General features: G+C 73.6%; 15 protein-coding genes. 7 read left to right on the top strand and 8 right to left on the bottom strand.

Translation table 11 applies throughout. From position 1 onward, the window contains the following. Positions 1–27 precede the first annotated feature (27 nt). The 3 genes from ABZ659_RS08835 (at position 28) to ABZ659_RS08825 (ending at position 5,648) form a co-directional block, all read left to right on the top strand. A complete protein-coding gene (locus ABZ659_RS08835) occupies positions 28–1,431 on the top strand; it encodes an SWIM zinc finger family protein (RefSeq protein ID WP_360215145.1) in 1,404 nt (467 codons plus the stop codon). Beyond that, the gene (locus tag ABZ659_RS08830; RefSeq protein ID WP_360215142.1) at positions 1,428–4,109 is read left to right on the top strand and encodes a DUF6493 family protein; all 2,682 of its coding nucleotides are present in this window, start codon (positions 1,428–1,430) and stop codon (positions 4,107–4,109) included. The genes ABZ659_RS08835 and ABZ659_RS08830 overlap by 4 nt, the downstream gene beginning before the upstream one ends. Before the next feature lie 141 nt (positions 4,110–4,250). After that, positions 4,251–5,648, top strand: a complete 1,398-nt coding sequence (locus tag ABZ659_RS08825) for a GNAT family N-acetyltransferase (protein WP_360215139.1) — start codon at positions 4,251–4,253, stop codon at positions 5,646–5,648. Between the two features lie 43 nt (positions 5,649–5,691). Here the strand turns inward: ABZ659_RS08825 and ABZ659_RS08820 are convergent, their stop codons facing one another. Then, complete coding sequence (locus tag ABZ659_RS08820; RefSeq protein ID WP_360215136.1) at positions 5,692–6,939, bottom strand: PLP-dependent transferase; 1,248 nt, start codon at positions 6,937–6,939, stop codon at positions 5,692–5,694. Positions 6,940–6,999: 60 nt separating this feature from the next. On the opposite strand from ABZ659_RS08820, the gene ABZ659_RS08815 reads away from it, so the two are divergent. Together ABZ659_RS08815 and ABZ659_RS08810 are read left to right on the top strand one after the other, a co-directional pair. Further along, on the top strand, positions 7,000–7,491 hold the full coding sequence (locus ABZ659_RS08815) for an Lrp/AsnC family transcriptional regulator (RefSeq protein WP_210919923.1): 492 nt from the start codon (positions 7,000–7,002) through the stop codon (positions 7,489–7,491). Positions 7,492–7,524: 33 nt separating this feature from the next. Then, a complete protein-coding gene (locus tag ABZ659_RS08810; RefSeq protein ID WP_360215133.1) occupies positions 7,525–9,246 on the top strand; it encodes a DUF885 domain-containing protein in 1,722 nt (573 codons plus the stop codon). A 66-nt stretch (positions 9,247–9,312) separates the two neighbouring features. On the opposite strand, the gene ABZ659_RS08805 is transcribed toward ABZ659_RS08810, so the two are convergent. Then, positions 9,313–9,789, bottom strand: coding sequence for a rhodanese-like domain-containing protein (locus tag ABZ659_RS08805; RefSeq protein WP_360215130.1), 477 nt, complete (start codon positions 9,787–9,789; stop codon positions 9,313–9,315). 93 nt (positions 9,790–9,882) lie between these two features. Here ABZ659_RS08805 and ABZ659_RS08800 point away from each other — a divergent pair, with 93 nt between their 5' ends. Next, on the top strand, positions 9,883–10,329 hold the full coding sequence (locus ABZ659_RS08800) for an Lrp/AsnC family transcriptional regulator (RefSeq protein ID WP_360215127.1): 447 nt from the start codon (positions 9,883–9,885) through the stop codon (positions 10,327–10,329). A 3-nt stretch (positions 10,330–10,332) separates the two neighbouring features. On the opposite strand, the gene ABZ659_RS08795 is transcribed toward ABZ659_RS08800, so the two are convergent. Continuing rightward, complete coding sequence (locus tag ABZ659_RS08795; RefSeq protein WP_360215124.1) at positions 10,333–13,326, bottom strand: SMC family ATPase; 2,994 nt, start codon at positions 13,324–13,326, stop codon at positions 10,333–10,335. After that, positions 13,323–14,486, bottom strand: coding sequence for an exonuclease SbcCD subunit D (locus ABZ659_RS08790; RefSeq protein ID WP_360215121.1), 1,164 nt, complete (start codon positions 14,484–14,486; stop codon positions 13,323–13,325). The genes ABZ659_RS08795 and ABZ659_RS08790 overlap by 4 nt, the downstream gene beginning before the upstream one ends. 257 nt (positions 14,487–14,743) lie before the next feature. Between ABZ659_RS08790 and ABZ659_RS08785 the strand changes: the two genes are divergently transcribed. Further along, a complete protein-coding gene (locus tag ABZ659_RS08785; protein WP_360215119.1) occupies positions 14,744–15,259 on the top strand; it encodes a transposase family protein in 516 nt (171 codons plus the stop codon). 1,077 nt (positions 15,260–16,336) lie between these two features. On the opposite strand, the gene ABZ659_RS08780 is transcribed toward ABZ659_RS08785, so the two are convergent. From ABZ659_RS08780 to ABZ659_RS08765, 4 genes are all read right to left on the bottom strand, one after another. Beyond that, a complete protein-coding gene (locus ABZ659_RS08780; protein ID WP_360215116.1) occupies positions 16,337–18,337 on the bottom strand; it encodes a vWA domain-containing protein in 2,001 nt (666 codons plus the stop codon). Next, the gene (locus tag ABZ659_RS08775; protein WP_360215113.1) at positions 18,334–19,629 is read right to left on the bottom strand and encodes a KH domain-containing protein; all 1,296 of its coding nucleotides are present in this window, start codon (positions 19,627–19,629) and stop codon (positions 18,334–18,336) included. The genes ABZ659_RS08780 and ABZ659_RS08775 overlap by 4 nt, the downstream gene beginning before the upstream one ends. Further along, positions 19,626–21,248, bottom strand: a complete 1,623-nt coding sequence (locus tag ABZ659_RS08770; RefSeq protein ID WP_360215110.1) for a hypothetical protein — start codon at positions 21,246–21,248, stop codon at positions 19,626–19,628. The genes ABZ659_RS08775 and ABZ659_RS08770 overlap by 4 nt, the downstream gene beginning before the upstream one ends. A 171-nt stretch (positions 21,249–21,419) precedes the next feature. Then, the gene (locus ABZ659_RS08765; protein ID WP_360215107.1) at positions 21,420–22,619 is read right to left on the bottom strand and encodes a hypothetical protein; all 1,200 of its coding nucleotides are present in this window, start codon (positions 22,617–22,619) and stop codon (positions 21,420–21,422) included. Between the last annotated feature and the right edge of the window lie 372 nt (positions 22,620–22,991).

The following is a 22,991-nucleotide window of genomic DNA, read 5'->3' as shown; positions in this document are numbered from 1 at the left end:
GTCAGTGGTCGCCCGTACGGTTCTCCCATGACGCGATCCATGCAGGCCGTGACCTACCGGCGACCCTCCGTGCTGGAGTCCGCAGCAGGCGGACGGCGCCTCGGGCTGGAGACCTCCCGAGGCGCGACGACGTCCGGCGTGCGCGACCATCCGCAGTTCTTCGCGGGGTTCCTGACGTCGCCTCAGATAGCGTCGGCGGGGTTGCTGGCGGTGGCGGACGTGGCCGCGGCCCGCTACTACCAGCGGCAGTTGCGGGCCTCCCTCGACCCGGTGGTGACGGGCAACGGCGACCGGCTGCGCTTCGAGTCCTTCTCCGGCTGCGGCGGGGTGTACGCCCGGCTCGACGTGCTGTCGGCGGGCCTCGACGGCGGCGAGGTCGGCCACGGCACGACCAACGTGGACGTCAACAACCCGCTGCGGGAGGCGCTGTCGAGGATCGGCACCGACGATCCGCTGCACCTGCGGGTCGGCCCGGAGGAGCTGGCCGTGACCACGCTGGACGGGCCGGTCGTGGAGAAGAAGGTCCCGCTGCCCGACCGGTGGCTGCGCGGCTTCGCCGAGGCCCAGGTGATCGCGGCCGACTTCGAGCTGCGGGCCGAGCTGCCCGCGGCGGAGGCGGTGCGCTTCCTGCGCGCCCTGCCGCGCGGCGGCACCCGGGGCGCGTCGAGCGGCGCCCGCTGGGTGGTGCCCGCCGGGGCCACGCTGCGGCCGACGACCCGGGCGGTGCCGGGCGCGGTGTGCCTGCCGGGTCCGGAGCGGCTGATCGCCCTCCAGCGGGTGCTGCGCCATGCGACGGCCCTCAGGGTGTACGGCCCGGCCGCTCCCGCCGTCGCCGCCGTGGCCAGTGCCTGGGAGGTCGTCCTGCCGGGGATGCGGCTCACCCTGACCCTGTCGCCGGACGCCTCGCGCGGGTTCTCCGGCGAGGGCGGCGTGCTGGACGCCCTCGCCGCCGACGAGGCGGGTGAGGACGCGGAGCTGGTCTCGGTGCTGCTGGCGTGGGAGCCGCGCGTCGACGTCGCCGACCTGGCCGCCGCATCCGGGCTGCCGATGGCCCGGGTGCGGGCGGCGCTGGTCCGCCTCGGCACCTCGGGCCGCGTCGGCTACGACCCGGCGGAGGCGGCCTACTTCCACCGCGAGCTGCCGTACGACGCCGGGCGCGTGGAGCGGCACAACCCGCGGCTGCGCTCGGCCCGCGCGCTGGTGGCGGCGGGCGCGGTCGCCGTGGACGGCAGCCTGGCGACGGTGACGGCCGAGGACGGCCATGTGCACCACGTGCGCGACGAGCGCGGGACGCTCAGGTGCAGTTGCGTGTGGTGGGCGAAGTACCGGGGCGGGCGCGGCCCCTGCAAGCACGCGCTGGCCGTGCGGATGGTGCGACGCGGCGCCGCGGCGGAGCCGGTGACGACGACGGCCGACGGGGGTGTGCGATGAGTTCGCTGCTGGAGCTGGTGCGGGCGGGCCGGACGGCGGAGGCCGTGGGGCTGCTGGACGGCCTGACGGACGCCGAACGGCGGTCCTGCGTCACCGGGTTGCGGGAGCTGCGCAAGGAGCTGCGGAAAGAGCCCTGGAACTCCCAGGCGCGGCGCGCCTATCCGGCCCTGCACGTGGCGGGGGCGGCCTGTCAGACCGGTGCCGCCGGGGTGGCGAGCTGGCTCGCGGCGGCCGACATGCGCTGGTCGGGCGCGTCGCCCGCGCTGCTGCTGTACGTGCTGGGCGACCGGGAGAGCGACTGGCTGGCCGATGTGGCGCACCGGCTCGCGGAGCGCCCGGCGACGGCCTGGGTGCCGTACGAGCTGATGGCCGGGCTGGTGCGGCTCGCCGGGTGCGCGGCGCCGACGACGGACGCCTATGTGCGGGGCTGGGTGGACCACGTGCACGGCTCCTGGCAGCTCGGGGGCACCCTGACGGACCGGCTGGCGCAGGACCGGCACCTGGTGCCCCTGGTGGCCGCGCTGTTCGAGACGGACGACATCGGCGGCAGGCTGGCCTGGCCCAACGACGACGGTCCCGACAGCTGGACCGGCGCCCTCGCCGGGCTCACCGCGCGGGGCGCGCTGGACCGCCGGGCCACGGTGGACGCGTGTGTGGCCCGTCTGCTGCGCGGCGGCACCTCCGCCGACCTGCGGCTGTTCCTGCGGCTGCTGAAGGCCCTGGCGCTCAGCCGGGAGGAGGCGCGCGAGCGGATCGCCGACTGGCTGGCCCTGGCCTCGGACGCGCCGTCCCCGGTGGCCGCGCACGCCCAGTCGGTGCTGGCGTCGCTGGCGCTCGACGGCGGGCTGGACACCCGTCGGCTGGCGGAGATGTCGGGCGCGGTGCTGTTCCGCAGCGAGAAGAAGCTGGCGCGGGCGCAGTTGGTGCTGCTGGGGAAGGTTCTCGCGCGGGACGCGACCGCGGCCGTGGAGCTGCTGCCCGCGGCGGCCGAGGCGTTCGGGCACCAGGACTCCGACATCCAGGAGCGGGCGCTGAAGCTGGTGGAGCGGTACCTGAAGAAGGCCGGTGCACCGGAGCTGCGCGACCGGTTGGCGGCGGACGCCGAGCGGTTGATCCCCGCGCTGCGCGCCCGCGCGGTGGGGACGCTGGGTGCCGCCCCGGCCGCCCCGGCCGCCCCGGGGGACGCGGGGTACGCCGAGGTGCTCCCGCCGGTACAGGTGCCGGTGCGGCTCGCCCCCTCCCCGGAGACGGCGGCGGAGGTCGCGGAGGAGACCGGCGCCGCCCTGCTGGCCCACGACGACGTGACCGGCTTCGAACGCGCGCTGGACGGACTGGTCCGGCACGCGTACCACGACCGGAACGGCCTGCTGGAGGCGCTGGAGCCGGTCGTCGCACGGCAGTGGTGGCGGGGCGAGGAGGCGGCCGTCCGCTCCCACGCGGAGGCGTACCTCACCACCGCCCACCGCGGCTTCTTCAACGTCGCGCAGGGCCTGGGCTTGGTGCTCGCCGCGCTGTTCGGAGGCGTCCGCACCGACACGCTGCACCGCGCGGTCACCCACGGCACGAGCCCTCGCGCCTGTCTGCACTGCGCCCTCTCGCGCGCCTTCGACGCCCGCCTGTGGGAGGTGGCGCACCGGCTGGCCACCGAGCCGCTGCCGCTGCTGCTGTCGACGCCGAGCTGGAGCAACGGGCTCCTGGAACCGGAGGAGCTGGTGGACCGCCTGGAGGCCTACCGGCGGCTGGGCGCTCGGGTGGCGCCGTCCGACTTCGCCCAGGCCCTGCTGCGGGTGCGCCGTGCGGACCGTGCGGCGGCGGTCGCCGCCGCCGAGCGGGCCGCCGCCCTCGGCACGGCGGAGGGCGACCGGCTGGCCCACTGGCTGGCCGCGCCGGAGCCCGCGGCGCCCACGCACGGGCGCCGCGTCGCGGACGGCCGGTTGCTGGTCGAGTACGGAGAGGTGCCCGAACTCCTCGCGTTCGAGGCGGACTTCCCGGCGGTGTTCCGGCCCCTGGCCCGGCCGGTGTCCGTCCGCGTCGACCACCGGTACTGCCCGCACTGGGAGACGCCGATACGGGCGCACTGGCTGGCCCTGCTGCCCGAGCGGCGCGAGCTGGTGGCGGTGCGGCTGGTGCGGGACTTCTCCGCGCTGGCCGTGGACGACGCCCGGGGCGCCGCCTCGGTCCTACCGACGCTCGCCGAGTCAGGTGGCGCCGCGGGGGACGCCGTCCACCTGGGCCTGGCCTACGCCCTGGGCGCGCGGCATCCGGAGGACCGGCTCGCGGCCGTGGACGCGCTGCTGGTGCTGGCGGCGCGCGGGCAGCTCGACACGGCGGGGCTGGGGGCCGACCTCGGGGACCTGGTGCGGCGTGGCGCGGTGAAGCCGCTGCGGCTGGCCGAGTCGGCGCGGACGGCGGCGGACACCGGCGCGCACGCCACGCTGTGGGGCGTGCTCCAGCACACCCTGCCGGTGCTGCTGGCCGACCTGGCGCCCGGTGGCGGGGCCGCCGCGGCGCGGGGTCTGGGTGAGCTGCTGGCCGTGGCCGCCGAGTGCGCCGAGCGGTCCGGGGCGCGCGGCGAGATACCCCACCTGGCGCAGGCGGCGGCCCGGCGGGGCTCGTCCCGGCTGGTGGCGCAGGCCCGGCGGCTGCGGGAGGCCCTCGCCGAGGAGGCGGCGGCGTGACAGGACGGTCGCCCACGGCACTGCCGTAACACCACCGCAAGAAAACCTATAAAAGGTGCAGATACCCACTTTACCGATCAGTCACAGGGCGTTCGCGATCACGCAACACCCTTCCTCCACAGTGGTTGCATGACTCCGAACATGTCCGAAGTGACGCGCACGAAGAACGGGCGTCCCGTGCACCACTGGCGACGGGACGTCGTCGAACTCGCCGCCCTGTTCACGGCGGTCGCGGTGGCGGACGCCGTGGCCAACCTGATCGGTCACGGCCCCGACGGCCCGGCCCTGCTGACGATCTCGGCGGTCGTGCTGCTGGCGACCGCCGCCTTCCACACCTGGTGGGCACGGCGCCACGGCCACGCACCCCCGACGAGCGATACCGGTGCCCGGCCGCGCTCCCCCGAGGAGCAGGCCGGGCCGCCCGTGGGCACGGCGCCAGAGGAGAGCACGCTGTGGCGGATGCGGACGACGGTGAAGGACCAGCCGGGCTCACTGGCCGCGCTGTGCACGGCGCTGGCCGACCACCGCGTGGACATCCTGAGCCTCCAGACGCATCCGCTGGGGGACGGCACCGTCGACGAGTTGCTGCTGCGCGCGCCCGGCGAGCTGGCGCCCGCCGAGATCAGCCGGGCGGTGGCGCTGGCCGGGGGCACCGGCACCTGGATCGAGCGGGCCGACGCCCACGACCTGGTGGACGCGCCGACCCGGATCCTGGGCCTGGCGACCCGCACCGCGCTGGACGCGGCGGAACTGCCACTGGCGCTCCGCCAGTTGCTGGGCCGCTGCACCATCCGCTCGCTGCCCGCGACGCCCGACGGCGGCCACCGCGCGGCGGACGGCGTGCCGCTGGAGGGCGTGCTGGAGGAGACGGTGATGCGGCTGCGCGCACCGGGGGGCGGGGTGATCGCCGTGGAGCGACCGTACCTGCCGTTCACCCCGACCGAGTTCGCGCGGGCGCGGGCCCTGGTCGAGCTGGACGCCCGGCTGGGTCCGCGGGTCCCGCGCGGCCAGGACGTGCTGACCCTGCCCGAGGGCGACGCGATCACCGTGCGCCGGGCCGACGAGCGTGATCTCGACGCCGCCCGGGAGATGCACGAGCGGTGCTCGAAGGAGACGCTCCAGCTGCGCTACCACGGGCCGGTCAGGGACGCCGACCGCTATCTGAACCACCTGCTCAGCCCGCGGTTCGGGCGCACCCTGGCGGTGGTGACCGGCTCCGGGCGGATCGTCGGGCTCGGCCATCTGCTGTGGGACGGCGACGAGACGGAGGTCGCGCTGCTCGTCGAGGACGAGTGGCAGCGCCGGGGCGTCGGCGCGGAACTGCTGGGCCGGTTGGTGGCGATGGCGGTCGAAGCGGGCTGCGAAAGCGTGTACGCGGTCACGCGGGCGGCGAACACCGGCATGGTCGCCACGATGCGCGGTCTCGGCCTCCCGCTGGACTACCAGATCGAGGAGGGCACGCTGGTGATCACGGCCCGGCTCGACGCGACGCCGGTGCGGTCGCGGCTGCCGTACGACCGGCACGCCGAGTGGAGTTAGGCGCTCCGCTGGGCGTGCCGGGCACGGGTACGCCGTCGTCCGGCTACCGCGCCGTCGTGGCTGGTCGCGTGGCTCCCCGCGCCCCTTGGGGGCGATGGCCCACCGCGGCCGTCCCCAGTGCCTCTTCGGGGCGCCGACCCGCTCCCAGGGCCTGGTCCAGGTCGGTCCACAGGTCCTCGACGTCCTCCAGGCCCACCGACATCCGCAGGAGGCGGTCGCTCACCCCGGCGTCACGGCGGTCGTCGGCGTCGACGATGCGGTGGCTGATGGACGCCGGGTGCTGGATCAGGGTGTCGACGCTGCCGAGGCTGACGGCGGGGGTGATGAGCCGGACGCCGCCGATGACGTCGTGCGGGTCGCCGTACGTCTCGAAGGCGACCATGGCGCCGCCGATGCGCGGGTAGTGGACGGCGGCCACGCGCGGGTCGGCGGCGAGGCGGCGGGCGAGTTCGGCGGCGTTGTCGGAGGCGGCCCGCACCCGCACCGGCAGTGTCGAGAGACCGCGCAGCAGCAGGTATCCGGCGAGCGGGTGGAGCACGCCCCCGGTGGCGAACCGCACCTGCCGCAGCCGTCCGGCGAACTCCTCGTCGCAGGCCACCACGCCCGCCATCACGTCGCCGTGCCCGCCGAGGTACTTGGTGGCGCTGTGCAGCACCAGCCGCGCCCCCTGCTCGACCGGCCGCTGCAGCACGGGTGTGGCGAAGGTGTTGTCCACCAGCAGCGGCACCGACCCGCAGGAGTGCGCCAGCGCCCGCAGGTCGGTCTCGGCGAGGGTGGGGTTGGCCGGGGACTCGACCATCACCAGGCCGGTGTCCGGGCGCAGCGCGTCCGCGACCCCGGCCGGGTCCGTCCAGGTGACCTCGGATCCCAGCAGCCCCGCGGTCAGCAGGTGGTCGCTGCACCCGTACAGCGGCCGTACGGCGACCACGTGCCGGAGTCCGAGCGAGGCCCGGACCAGCAGCACCGCGCTCAGGGCGGCCATCCCGCTGGCGAACGCGACGGCGGCCTCGGTGCCCTCCAGCCGGGCCAGCGCGGTCTCGAAGCGGGCGACGGTGGGGTTGCCCAGCCGGGCGTAGACGGGGGGACCGTCCGGTTCGGCGCCGGTGGCGGCGAAGGCGTCGATCCGGGCGGCCTCGCCCCGGCTGTCGTACGACGGGTAGGTGGTCGACAGGTCGATCGGCGCGGCGTGCAGGCCCTGCCGGGCGAGGTCGTCGCGGCCCGCGTGCACGGCTTCGGTCGCCAGGGCCCGCGGGGTCCGGGGCGCGACCGGGGTGTCCATGGAGGTGTCCATGGACGGCAGAGTGAACGACGACCGGGCCACCGGGTCCGACCGCCGTGTTACGTTCGGTCGATGGCTGACTCCGTCGAACTGGATCCGGTGGACCTCGAACTGTTGCGCCTGTTGCAGAACGACGCCCGGACGACGTACCGGGACCTCGCGGCGCAGGTGGGGGTCGCCCCGTCCACCTGTCTGGACCGGGTGACGCGGCTGCGGCGGGCGGGGGTGATTCTCGGCCATCAGCTGCGGCTCGACCCGGCGAAGCTGGGCCGCGGCCTCCAGGCGTTGCTGTCGGTGCAGGTCAGACCGCACCGGCGGGAGCTGGTGGGGCCGTTCGTGGAGCGCATCAGGGCACTGCCGGAGTCCCGGACCGTCTTCCACCTCACCGGTCCCGACGACTATCTCGTCCATGTCGCGGTCGCGGACATGGCCGACTTGCAGCGGCTGGTCCTGGACGAGTTCACCTCCCGCAAGGAGGTCGCCCGCGTCGAGACCCGGCTGATCTTCCAGCAGTGGGACTGCGGACCGCTGCTGCCGCCTACGCCCTCGGCGCAATCGGGCTGACGCGCGGCGGATCACCGTACGAGGATGGACCGCATGTCAGAGACGAGCCTGCCAGAGACCAGCCAGCCGGAGACGAACAGCCCGCTGCCCCGCGCGGTCGCCGACGCCTACGTCGACGCCTTCATCGCGCTCGACCCGATCACCGGCACCTATCTGGGGGTGCGGGAGTCGTCGAACCGGCTGCCCGACCTCTCCCCCGCCGGTCAGGAGGCGACCGCCGAACTGGCCCGGACGACGCTCGCCAAGCTCGACGAGGCGGAGCGCCAGCCCGGCGCGGACAGTGACATCGAGCGCCGGTGCGCACGCCTGCTGCGCGAGCGGCTGACCGCCGAACTCGCCGTGCACGAGGCGGACGAGGGCCTGCGCGCGGTCGGCAACCTGGGGATGCCGCCGCACTCGGTGCGCGAGGTGTTCACCGTGACCCCGGCCGACACGGACGACGACTGGGCGGCGATCGCCGAGCGGCTGCGCGCGGTCCCGGGCGCCCTGTCGGGCTACCGGGCGTCCCTGGCGCTCGGTCTGGACCGCAAGCTGTTCGGGGCGCCGCGGCCGACCGCCACGTTCATCGAGCAGCTCACGGAGTGGTCCGGCACGGACGGCACCGGACGCGGCTGGTTCGAGGAGTTCGCGTCGGCCGGTCCTGAGGCGCTGCGCGCCGAGTTGGACGAGGCCGCCCGCGCGGCGACCGCCTCCGTGGTGGAACTGCGCGACTGGATGCGGGACGTGTACGCGCCGACCATCGAGGGCGCCCCGAACACGGTGGGCCGGGAGCGCTACGCCCGCCTGGCGCGCTACTTCAACGGCACCGACCTGGACCTGGACGAGGCGTACGCGTACGGCTGGGCCGAGTTCCACCGGCTGCTCGGCGAGATGCGGCGGGAGGCCGAGAAGATCCTGCCGGGTGCCGCCACGCCGTGGGTGGCGCTGGCGCACCTCGACGAGCACGGGCGGCGCATCGAGGGCGTCGACGAGGTCCGGGAGTGGCTCCAGGGCCTGATGGACGAGGCGATCGAGGCGCTGGACGGCACGCACTTCGAACTGGTCGAGCCGGTCCGGAAGGTGGAGTCGCGCATCGCCCCGCCGGGCGGCGCCGCGGCCCCGTACTACACCGCGCCGTCGGAGGACTTCTCGCGCCCCGGCCGCACCTGGCTGCCGACGATGGGCCTCACCAGCTTCCCCGTCTACGACCTGGTGTCGACCTGGTACCACGAGGGGGTGCCGGGCCACCACCTCCAGCTCGCGCAGTGGACGTACGTCGCCGGGAAGCTGTCCCGCTACCAGGCCACGCTCGGCCAGGTCAGCGCCAACTGCGAGGGCTGGGCGCTGTACGCGGAGCGGCTGATGGACGAACTCGGCTTCCTCACCGACCCGGAGCGGCGGCTCGGCTACCTGGACGCGCAGATGATGCGGGCCACGCGGGTCATCGTCGACATCGGTATGCACCTGGAGCTGGAGATCCCGGCGGACTCCCCGTTCCACCCGGGGGAGCGCTGGACGCCGGAGCTGGCGCAGGAGTTCTTCGGGTCGCACAGCAGCCGTCCGGCGGACTTCGTGGAGAGCGAGCTGACCCGCTACCTGACGATCCCGGGCCAGGCGATCGGCTACAAGCTGGGCGAGCGGGCCTGGCTGCTGGGCCGGGACCGGGCCCGCGAGCGGCACGGCGACTCCTTCGACCTGAAGGCGTGGCACATGGCGGCCCTCTCACAGGGTTCGCTGGGCCTGGACGACCTGGTGGACGAGCTGTCCCGGCTGTGACCGGTGGGGCGGCGGGGCCCGACAGCCCCGCCGCCCCCCTCAGCAGCCGCAGTCCCCGCTTCCCCTTCAGCAGCCGCAGTCCCCGCCCGCCCCGGGCGCCGTCAGCGGGTCGGGCGGGCGGCGCTCGCGCCCCTGCCAGGTCTCGAACTCGAACCCCTCACGCACCCAGTACTCGAACCCGCCGAGCATCTCCTTGACCTGGTAGCCGAGTCCGGCGAGGGCGAGGGCGGCGCGCGTGGCGCCGTTGCAGCCGGGACCCCAGCAGTACGTCACCACCGGCACGGCCCGGTCGAGGAGCTGTCCGGCCTGCTCGGGGACGAGCGCGGTGGGCAGGTGCACGGCGCCGGGCACGTGGCCCTGGTCCCACGCCTCGGTGGACCGGGAGTCCAGGACGACGAAGCCGGGGTCGCCGTCCGTCGCGAGGGCGGCGGCCACGTCAAAGACGTCGGCGTGGAAGGCGAGGCTGGCGCGGAAGTGGGCGGCGGCCTCGGCGGGAGCGGCGGGCGCGACGCGCAGGACGGGGTTCACGGTGCTGGTGGTCATGGCGAAAATCTACGGCCGGTGACCGTGCAGCTGAACCGGCGTTCCCCGGCGTTCAGCTTGATCGACCGGGGATCCCCCTGCTATTCCTCGGGGATGACCACGTATTCCCCGGACGCCACCGACTGGCGCATCCTCGACGTCCTCCAGCGTGAGGGACGGGCGTCGTTCGCCGAGCTGGCCCGCGCCGTCTCCATGTCCGCGAGCGCGGTCACCGAGCGGGTGCGGCGCCTGGAGGAGGCCGGGGTGATCCGGGGCTACGCCGCCGTGGTCGACCCGGAGCGGCTCGGGCTGCCGATCCTGGCGTTCGTCCGGCTGCGCTACCCGACCGGCAACTACAAGCCCTTCCACGACCTGGTCGCCGCGACGCCGGAGATCCTGGAGGCACACCACGTCACCGGCGACGACTGCTTCGTGATCAAGGTCGCGGCGCGCTCCATGTCCCACCTGGAGGAGGTGTCGGGGCGGATCGGCGCGCTCGGCTCGGTGACGACGAGCGTCGTCTACTCCTCCCCGCTCCCCCGGCGCCCGCTGGGCCGCTGACGCCTATCCGGCGCCCCGCTGCCGCAGCGTCGACCCCGACCTGCCCTTGACGACCTCCAGTTGGGCGTGGACGCGGCGCCGCAGATCGGCGACGTGGCTGACGATGCCGACGCTGCGGTCCCGTTCCCGCAGCGCGTCGAGGACGTCGAGGACCTCGTCGAGGGTCTGGTCGTCGAGGCTGCCGAAGCCCTCGTCGATGAAGAGGGTGTCCAGGCGCACCCCGCCCGCCTCGTCGGTGACGACGTCCGCGAGGCCCAGCGCGAGCGCCAGCGACGCGAAGAACGTCTCCCCGCCGGACAGCGTCGCGGTGTCCCGCTCCCGGCCGGTCCAGGCGTCCACGACATGCAGCCCGAGACCGCTGCGGCCCCGGCCGGTGCGGTCGTCGGAGTGGACGAGGGTGTAGCGGCCGGACGACATGCGGGTCAGCCGTACGGTCGCGGCGGCGGCGACCTGCTCCAGGCGGGCGGCCAGGACGTACGACTCCAGGCGCATCCGGCGTTCGTTGTCGGCGGAGGTGCCCGCGGCCAGGGCGGCCAGCCGGGCCACCCGGTCGTACTCCCCACGCAGCGGCGCGAGCCGCCGTACGGCGGTGGCCGCGCGCGCGGAGAGCCGGTCGAGTTCGGCGCCGCGGCGGGCGGCGGCGTCCCGCGTGGAGGCGGCCTCGCGGACCCGGCGCGCGGCCGTGGCGGCGGCGTCCTCGGCGGCGGTGAGGTCGGCGGCGGGCCGCGCGGCGGCGGCCACGGTGTCGGCCTCGGCGAGCACCGCGCGGACGGCGGCCTGCTCGGTCTGCCAGTCGTCGAGCCGTCGTTGCAGCTCACGGTGGACGGCGTCGTCGAGCAGGGCGTCGGCGGCGGCGCGGGGCGTGTCGAAGCCCGCCCGGTAGGCGGCGTCGGCGAGGCGGGCGTCGGCGTCCTTGAGGCGCTGGGCGGTGTCCTCGGCGGTGCGCGCGGCGTCGGCGGCGTCGGTGAGCAGGGCCGCCCGCCGCTCCAGGTGCGCGGCCCGCGCGGCCACACTGCCGGAGCCGCCCGTGACCCGCGCCAGCTCCTCCTCCAGGACGGCCTTCTGGCGGTCGAGGGCGTCCCGGTGGGCGGCCCGGGAGGCCGTGCGCAGGGCGGCCTGCTGCCGTGCGGCGGTCCGCCGCGCGTGCTCGTCCTCGGCGGCCCGCAGTTCCTCGCGCAGGGCGTGCAGCGCGGAGCCGTCCCGGCGGGCCCGCGTGTAGGCGTGCTCCAGTTCGTCGGCCTCGGCGGCGAGCCGGTCCGTGGGCGCGTCGCCCGCCTCGGCGGTGGCGGCGGCCAGGGCCTCGCGTACGGTGCCCAGCCGCTGTTCGTCCTCGGCGTGCCGTTCCTCGGCGCGCTGGTAGGCGGCCAGCGCCTGTTCCTCGGCGGCGCGGTCGACGTGCCCGGCGACCTTCCGCGCGGGCGCCGGGTGCGCGGTGGCGCCGCAGACGGCGCAGGGTTCGCCGTCCTTGAGGTGGGCGGCCAGTTCGGCGGCGATGCCGGTGAGCCGCTGTTCCTTCAGGTCGAGCCAGTGCGCGCGGGCGGCGAGGGCGGCTTCGCCGGAGGCGAGGGCCCGCCGCTGGGCGGCGCCGGTGTCCCCGGCGAGCTGGTCGCGCAGCCGGGCGGCGGTGAGGCGCTGCCGCGCGGGGTCGCGGCGTACGGCGAGCTGTTCGGCGAGGGCGGCGGCGTCCTGGGCGGCGTCGATCCGCTCCTGGAGGGCGGCGCGGGCGGTCTCCCAGCCGGCGAGCCAGGTCTCCGTCTCCGCGAGCACGTCCTCGTCGGCGCGTTCCTGGCGGTCCAGGTCGGCGCGCTCACCGGTGAGTTCGGCGAGCCGCTGCTCGGCGCGCCGGGCGGACTCCAGGCCGCCCAGTTCCTCGGCGGCCCGGCGCGCGGCGGCGGCGAGCCCGGCCGCCCCGGCGTCCACGAGCGTGTCGGGCAGCTGGGCACGCGCGCGTGCCTCCGCGGTGGCCGCCCGCCGGTGCTCGGCGTCGGCGGCCTCCCGCAGCTCCAGGGCGGGAGCGACGGCCTCGGCCTTGCGGGAGCGTTCCAGCCGCGCCAGCGCCTCCCGCTGCTCCCCGGACCGCTCGTCCAGCCGCCGTGCCCGCTCCCGCGCCTCGGCGAACCGCCGTTGCAGCCGGACCAGTTCGCGTACGTCGGCCAGGGCGCGGTCGGCGGCGTGCTGGGCGGACTCGGCGGCGGTGAGGCCGCACTCGGCGACGGTGAGCTGCTCGCGGGCGGCGCTGCGGGCGACGGCGGCGGCGCTCAGCACGGCTTCCGCGAGGCCGGGGTCGCCGGGCTGCAGTTCGGGCGGCGCCATGGCGTCGCCCGCCGCCTGCTGCATCCGGTGGGCGTCGGCCAGCAGCGCCGCGTCGCCCGCGCGGACGCCGGCCTCGGTGGCGCGTCGGCGCTCCGCGAGCCGCTTCTCCACCTCGGCGAACCGGTGGGTGTCGAAGAGTTTGCCGAGGAGCCTGCCGCGTTTCTCGGCGTCGGCGCGGAGGAAGGCCGCGAAGTCGCCCTGCGGCAACAGCACGACCTGGCAGAACTGCTCCCGGCTCATCCCGAGCAGCTGGGTGACCTCCTCGCCGATCTCCTGGTGGGACCGGCTGAGGTCCTTCCAGGCCCCGGCCACGGCGTCGTACTCGCGCAGCCGGCTCTGCGCCTTGTCCAGGGTGGTGCCGGTGCCGCGCTTCTTGGGCCGCTCCCAGGGCGGCTGCCGGGTGATCTCCAGTCGGCGGCCCGCGACGGTCAGGTCCAGCGTCACGGACGTGCGCGTGCCGGGCGCGGCGTGGTCGCTGCGCAGGGTGATGCCCTGGCCGCTCTGGCGGGCGCCGGGGACGGCGCCGTAGAGGGCGTAGCACACCGCGTCGAGGACGGACGTCTTGCCGGCGCCGGTCGGGCCGTGCAGCAGGAACAGCCCGGCCGCCGACAGGGCGTCGAAGTCGACGCCCTGGGTGCCGCCGAACGGTCCGAAGGCGGTGAGGTCGAGCCGGTGCAGCCTCATCCGGCCACCTCCCGCGCGGTGCGTTCGGCGCGCACGGCGTCGAGCGCGTCCCGCAGCACGGCCCGCTCGCGCGCGTCGGGTCCCGCGCCGCGCACATGGGCGACGAAGTCCTCGGCGATCTGCTGGTCGTCGCGGCCCGCCAGCCGTCTGGCGTAGGAGACGTCGGGGTCGTCGGGGGCGCGTTCGGGGTCGAAGACGAGGCTGAGGGTGTGCGGGAACCGTTCGCTGAGCCGGGCCATGGGCTCGGCCGGGCGGACCGCGTCGGTGAGCGTCGCCTCGACCCACGCCTCCTGGTGCGCGGCGAGCGCGGGATCGGCGAGGAGTTCCTCCAGGGTGCCGCGGATCCGGGCCAGCGGCCGGGGCACCGGGCAGTCCACGCGCTCGGCGGCGACCGACCCGTCCGCCCCGAGGTCGACGAGCCACATGCTCTTGCGGTGGTCCGCCTCGGAGAAGGAGTACGGCAGCGGGGAGCCGGAGTAGCGCACGCGCTCGGTGATGGTCTGGCAGCCGTGCAGGTGGCCCAGCGCGGTGTAGTCGACGCCGTCGAAGACCCCGGCGGGTACGGCGGCCACCCCGCCGACGGTGATGTCCCGCTCGCTGTCGCTGGCCTCGCCGCCGGTGACGAAGGCGTGCGCGAGGACGACGGCGCGGGTGCCACGCGCGCGTGTGGCGAGGTCGGCGCGGACCCGGTCCATGGCGGCGCTCAGCACCGCCTCGTGCCCGGCCTTCTCGACGCCGAACGCGTCCCTGACGAGGGCGGGTTCGAGGTAGGGCAGCCCGTAGAAGGCCACGTCGCCGTGCGCGTCCCGGAGGACGACGGGCGTGCCGCACGCCGACGGCTCGGTCCGCAGGTGGATCCCGGCCCGGTCGATGAGCCCGGCGCCGACGCCGAGGCGGCGGGCGGAGTCGTGGTTGCCGGAGATCATCACCGTGGGCACCCCGGCGTCGGCGAGCCGGTGCAGCGCGTCGTCGAACAGCTCGACCGCGGCCAGCGGCGGCACCGCGCGGTCGTACACGTCCCCGGCCACGACCACGGCGTCCACGTCCCGCTCCCGCACGGTCGTGACGAGGTGCCCGATGAACCCGGCCTGCGCGCCGAGCATGTTCACCCGGTGGAACGCCCGGCCGAGATGCCAGTCGGAGGTGTGCAGAATTCTCAAGACACCGCTCCGACCTGCATGTTTCCCCTTACCTAGCCCCTGTAGTCAGCACCGAACCAGCACGGTCCCTGTGGTCAGCACCGACCACGCTAGCGCCCGTCAGCACCTGGTCCACCACGGACCTCAGTCTGCCACCCGCGTCAGCAGGACTTGGGCGAGTTCCGGGGTCGGGCGGTTGGTCGGACCGTGACCGGTTGGGGTGCATAGCAAAGCAGGCACGGGCTTCGGGATCATTGGGGTGTCGAAGCTCAACGATCATGAGGTGGCCCGTGCCTGCCGCTGCATCTTCTCTCATCCCGCCGGTGCTGGTGAAACTGGATCCGCTGGATGCCAGTCAAGTCGCTGACATGCGGCCCTTTCTGGAGCGGGTGCCCGACCCACGGGCGAGGCGGGACCGCTGGTACCCGCTGACCGCGATCCTCCTCGTCTGCGCCTGCGCGGCCGTCTCCGGAATGAGGAGTGTGGATGAGATCGCCGAGTGGGCGGCACGGGCCTCGGACACCGTGCTAACGGCCGTCGGAGTCCGCCAGCATCCGCTCAGGTGGCGCCGTGCCCCCTCGCGGACCACGATCGGTCGCGCGCTCGCGGTCGTCGACGGTGACGCCTTGGACCAAGCGGTCGGCGCCTACCTGACCGCCCGGAACACCACGGGAACAGTCTCGGGGAAACGACAGGCGATCAGGTGTGGGTCCTGCGTGCGGGACTCCATCGGGGACAGGAGCCCAGGCCGTGTGGTCCCTCCGGCAGTCGGCGGGCGGCTTCCTGGAGGGTGACCAGGAACGTACACCCGCCCTCGCCCCGGTACCGGGCGATCAGACCCGCATCGCGGAGGACGAGCGCTGTGCGCGGCTCGGCGGAGCGGGCGTGGATGTTGTCGGTGACCCGCTGCCACACGACACGGACGAACGTGGCGAGGCCCGGCTTCACCCGGCCCGGCGCGGAGGCCGCGTCGGCGCGCAGGACCGTCCGCCAGTCCTGGCCCTCCTCCTCGACGAGCCGCCTGAACTCCCACAGGAACAGCGCCGTAAGGTCGACGGGCGCCGCTGGGAAGGGGGCGGCGATCGTAGGGCACGCACTTCTTGGGCAGCCTCCGAAGCGGTCGTCACGCGGCCGAAGTCGGTGACGGTACCGACCAGTTCAGTGCACACTGCCTGCAACCAATCGGCCTCGGCGCGCCGCTTGCTCTCGGCCCTGGTGATGGCGGGAGACCGGCGGCTACTCGATCCCCAGGTGGACGGCTATCCGCGCCGACACGGTTCGGCGCCTGCCGCCGGAGGCGCAGTGTCGGTGGACACCGCCTGGTCGCCGCTGCACGCAGACGCCGAGTTGTCGGGATGACGGCCATGCTGGAGGTAGATGCCGCCGGCCTCGGTGACCTCTACACGCGCATCCCGCCACGGCGCCTGACGTCCAGAAGTCCACGGTCGCCTATGGCATAAGCCGACCGCCCGTCACGTGGCTCCCAAGCCGCGGGACCTTCACCGGCCGCCAGCCGTTCCGCACCGCGCCCGCACTCCCTGCGTCGAGCCGAAGGAGTGGCTGCGGGCATTGGATCTCCCTGGACTTTTCTGGGACTTCCGGCTGCATCAACGGATACGAGCACGAAACAGCTGAAAGGCCATTTCTGCAGGTCAGCGACTCACGACCGCCCCTTGCAGCAGGCCATCGCGTCCGCTGGTCCCTTCCGGGACATCTCAGACCGGGTTCGTGGGAGACGGAGGCCGCCGCACTCCCCTGCTCGGCCTGCGATGCGGGGGTGGAGCAGGGGTGCGGCGGCGTGCTGGGATGCCGGAACGTCGGTCCGGGAAACCGCGTGTGCGGGCCGCCGGACCTCAGCGCTTCGCAACCCCTCAGTCGTGCCACTGCGCCTTGAGTCGCACCCCGCCCGTACCCGCCGGTCCCTCCGTGGACTTCGTGGCCGGTTCCGGAGCCGTGTCCAGGGTCGTGTGGGCTTCGTTAAGAAGGGCTGTAAGGTCGCGCAGCAGGCCCAGTTGAAGGGATTGCCAGGCGGCCGTGTCGGTTTCCAGAGGGGCGTAGCTGCCGGTGTGACGCTGAATGATGCCGCCCGCTATGCGGTTGTGTTCGGCGTGTTTGTCCTGGGCGCGGTCGTGGTGGTAGAAGTTCCGCAGTTCGTGCAACTGGGACATACGGTCGTTCCAGAAGGCGGTCGCCAGTTGTGGCAGGTCCAGCACCTTCTCGGGGTCGCGCGGGCGGCCCGCCCTGTCGAAGGGACGGCGCAGTTCCTCGTGCAGGCGCTCGTTGAACACCTGGTACGCCACGGACAGCCAGGCGATGAAGTCCGCCCGGTCGGTGCACGGCTGCCGCAACCGGCTCAAATCGGACGGCGGTGACGCCCGCAGCAGCGCGTAACCGAGCCGGGCGATGGACGCCTCGCACACCCTGCTGTACGCAAGCAGCACCTCGTCGACCGCCACCTCGTACATCCGGCGCTGCCGCGGATCGGCTGGGGACTGCCGGGGCGGCTGGGCGGCCAGTTCCTCGGGTGTGACCTGGAGGGCGGGCAGCCGCAGGCGCGCGGGGCGGCCCACCGCGCGCACAACGCCACTGCCGAGTTCAGCGAAGTACTCCTCCAAGACGTCGAGGCCGCCGATGCGGTGTCGGTCGCCACCCGCCACCGCGACAAGTTCGCCGAGCATCCGGTGGTTGGGCACCATGCTCTCGTGGGCCTGCGGCGTCCAGTCCGGGTGGTGCCGACGCGCCTGCCACCAGCGGTCGAAGAGCGGCTCGTCGCTGATCCCGACCGCGTGCAGCCGGATGCCGAGACCGGCGTGCAAGTCCTCCATCAGCGATACGGGGTCCTGGGTTCCGGAGACGGACTCCCCGCTGCGCTCATCGGGCAGGGGCGCGAAGTGCGCGCCGTCGCTCACCAGCACGACCAGTCGCTCGTTGCCCGGCGTGCCGTACCGGTGCAACAGCTCGCCCGACTTGTGCAGGGCCTTGCCAATGTCCGTGCCGCCACCTCTGAAACAGTTCAACAACGACACAGCCTCGCGCAATTGCTGTACGGAGCGGGCGTCTGCCACCTCCTCCATGCCCCACCGGCGCGGGAACATCGGCTCGTGCTCGTGGTCGAAACTCACCAGGGCGAAACGGGTACCCAGGCCCTCGTACCGGGTACGCGTGTCGATCATGGCGCCCAGAGCGTCCTTCAGGGCCTCCATCCGGGTCATCGTCGACGGCTGGCGCAGCCTGCTCAGCACCCGGCCCGCATCACGCTGCACCGAGGGGATGTCGTCGATGCTCATCGATCCGGAGCAGTCGGCGAGGACGACGATGTCGACGCCACCGCGCTCCCCGGGCGCGAACAGCGTCAGCTGTGTCTCGGGGCCGACCCGCAGCAGGCCACGCATCGTCTGCCCGCCGTGATCCAGGGCCTGCCGCACCCGGAACAGCGTCCCGGAAGCGTCGATCCACACGTCCGGCGACGTCTCGAAGCCGTGGGTGAGGACGTGCCCGCTCAGCAGCGGGGCCCGCAGCAGCAGGGCCGTGGCTTCTTCCATGGACGCACCTGACGGCAGTTCCAGCTCCAGCACAGCGGGCGTCGCAGCGTCGGCCACCGTCAGCTCCCAATGCTCGTCGGGGGAGAGACGGTGCTCCTGCAGCAGTGACGCTGGCGCGACCACCACATCGGCCGGCACCGCGGGGGTGGGCAACAGCCGCACGGCCACCAAGCGGGCGGGCCTGCCGTCCGTACCGGGCACCTGCAGTACGCCCGCCGAGTCCGCGGCCAGCCGGGACGCGGCGACGGCCAGCCGGTTGTCGCCGACCAGGCCGACTCCGCCGACCGTGACCAAGCGGGTGTCGGCCGCCGAGTGTTTGAAGCCAGTCATCCGCGCCGCTCCACTTGGATACTCACGCCCACCTGTTGTTCCAACTGCTGTATGTTGGCACGGCGTTTGCCCTTGAACAGGCCAACCAGGTGCTCGGGCACCTTCACGAACAGGATTCCGCTGCCGGGCCGGAAGTCGGAGAACTCCACCGCGTCTGCCAGTTGCCAGCGGCCCGCGCGCCGCAGCGCGTCGATCATCCGGTTGAAGTACGCGTGCCCCTCCACGTGCTGCTGCCGGAACCGTTCGATGTCCTCCCGCCGCGACGTTCGGTGCCGCGCGAGGAGGTCCAGGGCCGACGACACCGTCACGTCCCTCGACGGCAGGCCGCGCAGCCGCCGTTCCAGCGAGGTGAACAGTCGGTCAATGTCCTCCATGTCCAGCACAGCTCCCCGGGTGTTGATGAGAATGTGCCGTATGATGCTGATCCGCGGCAGTTGCACCCTGCGGTTGCTCGCCGACTTCCAGCGCTTGCCGTTCGCCCGGGCCACCGTGCCTGCCAGCACGATGTCGATCAGGTCCTCCGCGGATGTCGACCCCAGCCCGCGGTGGTGCCGGGAGCACAGGGCGACACCGCGGCTGAAGCGGCCGTACACCTGCCAGCGCCGCACATGATCCGCGCACACTCGACGACCGCACGGCTTCATCGCGGCCAGAGTGCGGTGCTCGCAGCAGATGTACCCGGTGTCGGAGCACTGCTGCACCTCGCACTCCGGGAAGCGCTCGGCATAGCAGTCCGCGCAGTACGCCACCGACGCGTCCCCAGGGTGGCGGCACAGATGGGTCTCGCACCACGCCGTGCGGGACCGGCAGCGCACCCCGCTGCACCAGGCAACGGCCGCCGTTCCGCACCGGCACACCGGCGCGTGCCGGACGCAGGAGGCGCGCAGGCTGCCGTCCAGAAACACGGCGTGCGCCTCGCAGACGCGGCCAACGCGGCGTCCCTCGTCGCAGCCGGGGCAGCGGTACGGCGCGTACGTCGTGGAGCCGGACGTCCGGCACGTGGCGCAGGTGTTGCGCACCACGGCCGACTCCAGCACACCGTGGATCGCGAACGGTGTCCCAGGCCCGAGCGGCAGGCGGGCGGCCGCGGGAGCGAGGAACCACACTCCCACCTCTCCCTCTTCGCCCAGATCGAACCGCACCCGCGGCCCGGCCAGCGGGTCGACGGTCACCAGCTCGGGCTCCAGCCGCTTCCACAGCGCCACGCACTCCTGGAGGGACCGGGGCGGAGTATGGAACCCGCGAAGGTCGAGGGTGACGGGTACGACCGGGTAGGCGGCGGGCCGGTTCATCGCTCGTCCTCCTCGCGCGGCGCAACGAGCAACATCTCGACCGTGCCGCGGCGTTCGTTCTCACGGCCGGTGTACGTGGTGTCCGTCAACAGAATGTGCCGTACCCCGTCGGGTGCACGTCCGAGTGAGCGCAGCGCCTTGCGTACCCGGGTGTGTTCCTGCTCGGACACGTCCCAGTGCAGCAGCGCCCACCCCTTCTCGCGCGCGGCGCGCAGGGCCCGGTCGGCGCTGCTGTCGTCCCAGGACGACAGCGGTTCCGTCGCCCGCACCCGCTGCCCGCCGCGCGGGCGCAGCACTCGGCGCAGGGTCCGCGCGTCGTCCCGGCCACGAGAGCGCAGAGGCCGGGCCAGGTCCAGAACGCCACCGCCCCGGCAGTAGGCGCGCAGGGCGTCCAGCACCTGCGCAGCGGGCAGATCCGGCTCGGCGACCCGGTCCAAGAGCTGCTCGCTGGAGAGCAGCGCCGCGCCGGTGGTGGCCTTCGCCCTCGTCCGCGGGCCGGCCGGGTCCGTTCGGCCGGAGCTGGGCGCCGGGGTTGTCAAGCGTTCCGCAAGCCACACCCGCGCAGCCGCCCAACGACCGGCGGCGGTGTGCCGGTTCATGGTGCTCACCTGGTCTGTGGTCAACCAGTCCGGCATGGTCAGACCCTGGCCCAGCCGCTCGGGAACGAGCGCATTCGCGTCGTGGGTCCACCACCGCGTCAGCAGGTCGTTCTCGTTGCGGACGAACGCGGTCGTCCCCGCCGACTCGGCGAATTCCACGCCGAGGAACAGCGGGGCAAGTTCGTCGACTGTGGCTTCCAGCTGTTGGAAGAACGGCATGAGCCCCTGCAGCAGTTCCCGTACGGCCTGCGCCGCGGGTCGGGTCTTCACGGGCGCCGCGGTCGGACCAGCGCCCCGCCGCCCCTCGTCCCCACCGAGTTCCGCCGCGAACCCGTGGGCGATCGCTCGGGCCCGGTCTCGTTCGACCACCGGCTGCGGCACCACGCGCACCCGGCGCCCGGTGCGCTCCAGTTCCCGCGACGACATCGACAGCGCCTGCACGAGGAGCGCGTGCGCCAGGGCTCCGGCCACGGTGACTTGCGCGTCGAACAGCCTCACCGTCACGTCATCCCTCGCTCCCACTTCCGCCTCGCCGAGCGGGTTGACGTCCATCGCCTCCAGTCGTGCGAGCCGATCCTCTTGCCGCAACCGGGCGCGCATCCGGTCCAGATGCGCCGGCGAGCAGGAGTCGAGGTAGCGGGCAGCGACCTGACCGAAGGAGCGCGACAGACGTGCCGAACCTCCCGGCGCCACCCCGCCCGGGCCGTACAGCTGCCGCCCGGTCAGCACGATCAGTGGGGCGGTGTGCTCCCGCACCGTGTTGGTGAAGAGCTCCCTCTGCAAGGGGCCCAGTACCTCCACCGAGTGCAGATCGGCACAGAGCCCGGCGACCGGGTCGGGCTGCTGGAGCCAGCCGACCGGCAGCAGCAGGCCGCCCAGCTCGCGCACCTCCACGGCCACCGCGGCCACCGATGCGGCCAGCACACCGGCGACATGGGCTCTCGCCACCGCATCGTGCAGCGAAACCCGGCCCGTATCGATCCACAAGGCAGCCCTGGCGCGGACACCGGTGCGCAGCACGCACGTTCCGCCGTCGGGCAGAGGCGGCATCAGTGGGGGGTTGGCCCGCACCGCCGCGATCAGCTCAGCGGGCCCTCGGCCCGGCCGCGGATCGGGGACGTACACGCCGTACCCCTTGGCGATCCGCTGGCGCAGCGGACCCGAACGGTTCACAGCGACCAGGGCCACGTCTCAGTCCTCCGCCCTTTCCCGGACCGCGTCGAACATCAGGCTCCGCAGCGGCGGAAGCAGCATGAACAGCAGCGCTGTGAGTACGACGGCCATCGCCGTGGACATGAGCAGGGTCCCCGCGCCGGGACTGCCCCAGAGGGCTCCTGCCGCGTAGCACACACCAAACGGCAGTCCCACAGCTGACAGCAGGCTTAGCGCCACCGAGATCCGCCGGGAGCGGGCCGCCTCCACATAGCCCGCCGTCTCCGCCAGGCCGGACGAGGCGTCCGACAGCAACCGGTCCAGGTGGTGCTGCTCCTGGAAGCGTTCCAGTAGCTCGTTCGCCTTGCCGCGGGAGGTGATGTGCGAGGTCCACAGGGCGCGGCGCAACTCGATCCGCTGCCTCTCCAGTGCCAGCAGACGGCTCGCATCTGACTCTCGGGCGCTCAGCGCGGACACCGCGTTGGCCAGGGAGTTCGCCCCAAGGTGCTGCATCCGGCCCAATAGGAACACGTCGAGGTAGAGGCTGTGCACGTGGCGGGCGGCCGTGGCGTGGAAGGTGTGTTCGTCCCCGGTGTCCGGGGAGGTGCCGAGAAAGGCGGCTCCGTCGCGCAGCACCAACGCCTGCCAGTCGGCGGAGAAGCGCACCCGCCCGGCGAAGAGCGACGTGTCGTCCGGGTCCGGCGCGAAACGCTGCAGACTGCTGCGGGAGGCCAGCAGCCACAACCACTGGTCAGCCACCGGCCACCCCGCGTACGCAGCGGGCAGCACGGGGGGCGGCTGCTGCGGGAAGGTCACGTGGGTGAGGGTCCACGCCCTCGACGCTCCAGGCGCGATGCGCACACCATCCGGCAGGAGCCGGTCCAAGCGTGCCGGGTTGTCGGGGAGTCGCGCGTACTCCGCCAGCTCCGCCATGGGGTCGTCACCCAGTCGTACATGTAGCACGGCGAGCGCCGCCGCTCTGTCGTCTATGGCAACCGCAGGCGGGACACGTAACAACTCCATCCCCTCGACACCTGGTTCGTCCGCGTCGGCCAGGTGGCTCAGGTGCCAGCGCGCCGGGCGGTTCGCGGTGCCGAACAGGGATGCACCCACGCGGGGTTCAAAGTACGTCAGTCGACGCTCGCGGTCGGCGTACGTCCCGTCACTCAACACGGCGGGCAGGGGTCCTTCGGTCCACTGACCCGGCGGCGGATCAGAAAACATGGTTACGTCGAACACGACACACGCCGAACGTCGCCGTAAACCCGTAGCCCTACCCGTCATCCGCCCCGTACCTCCCGATGACCAACGAGTCTCAAAAGGTAACAGCACGGGCGTCGGCACACGATCGACTCGTACGACTTCGTGGACCGGCGACAGCGGCTACGCGCACTGCGGGGCCCAGAAGCCGCCGTAGGTCCAATCGCCGCTACGCCAACGGCTCCACAGACTGGCAGGCCACCCCGCAGTCCGCCTGAAGCAAGATCACCGGACTCTACGAAACTCGGGGCAGCTCGGGAGTGTCCAGTAGACGGCTGATCCAGTTTCTGTAGTGGTCAGTTGGCGGCCGGGGTGAGCCGGCCTTCGAAGGCGATCTGGAAGGCGTTCAGG

The organism is Streptomyces sp. NPDC006997 (genome assembly GCF_040635175.1).
Lineage (GTDB): Bacteria > Actinomycetota > Actinomycetes > Streptomycetales > Streptomycetaceae > Streptomyces.
Note: the sequence above shows the minus strand (reverse complement) of the source record. Positions and strands in the feature narration are given on the sequence as shown.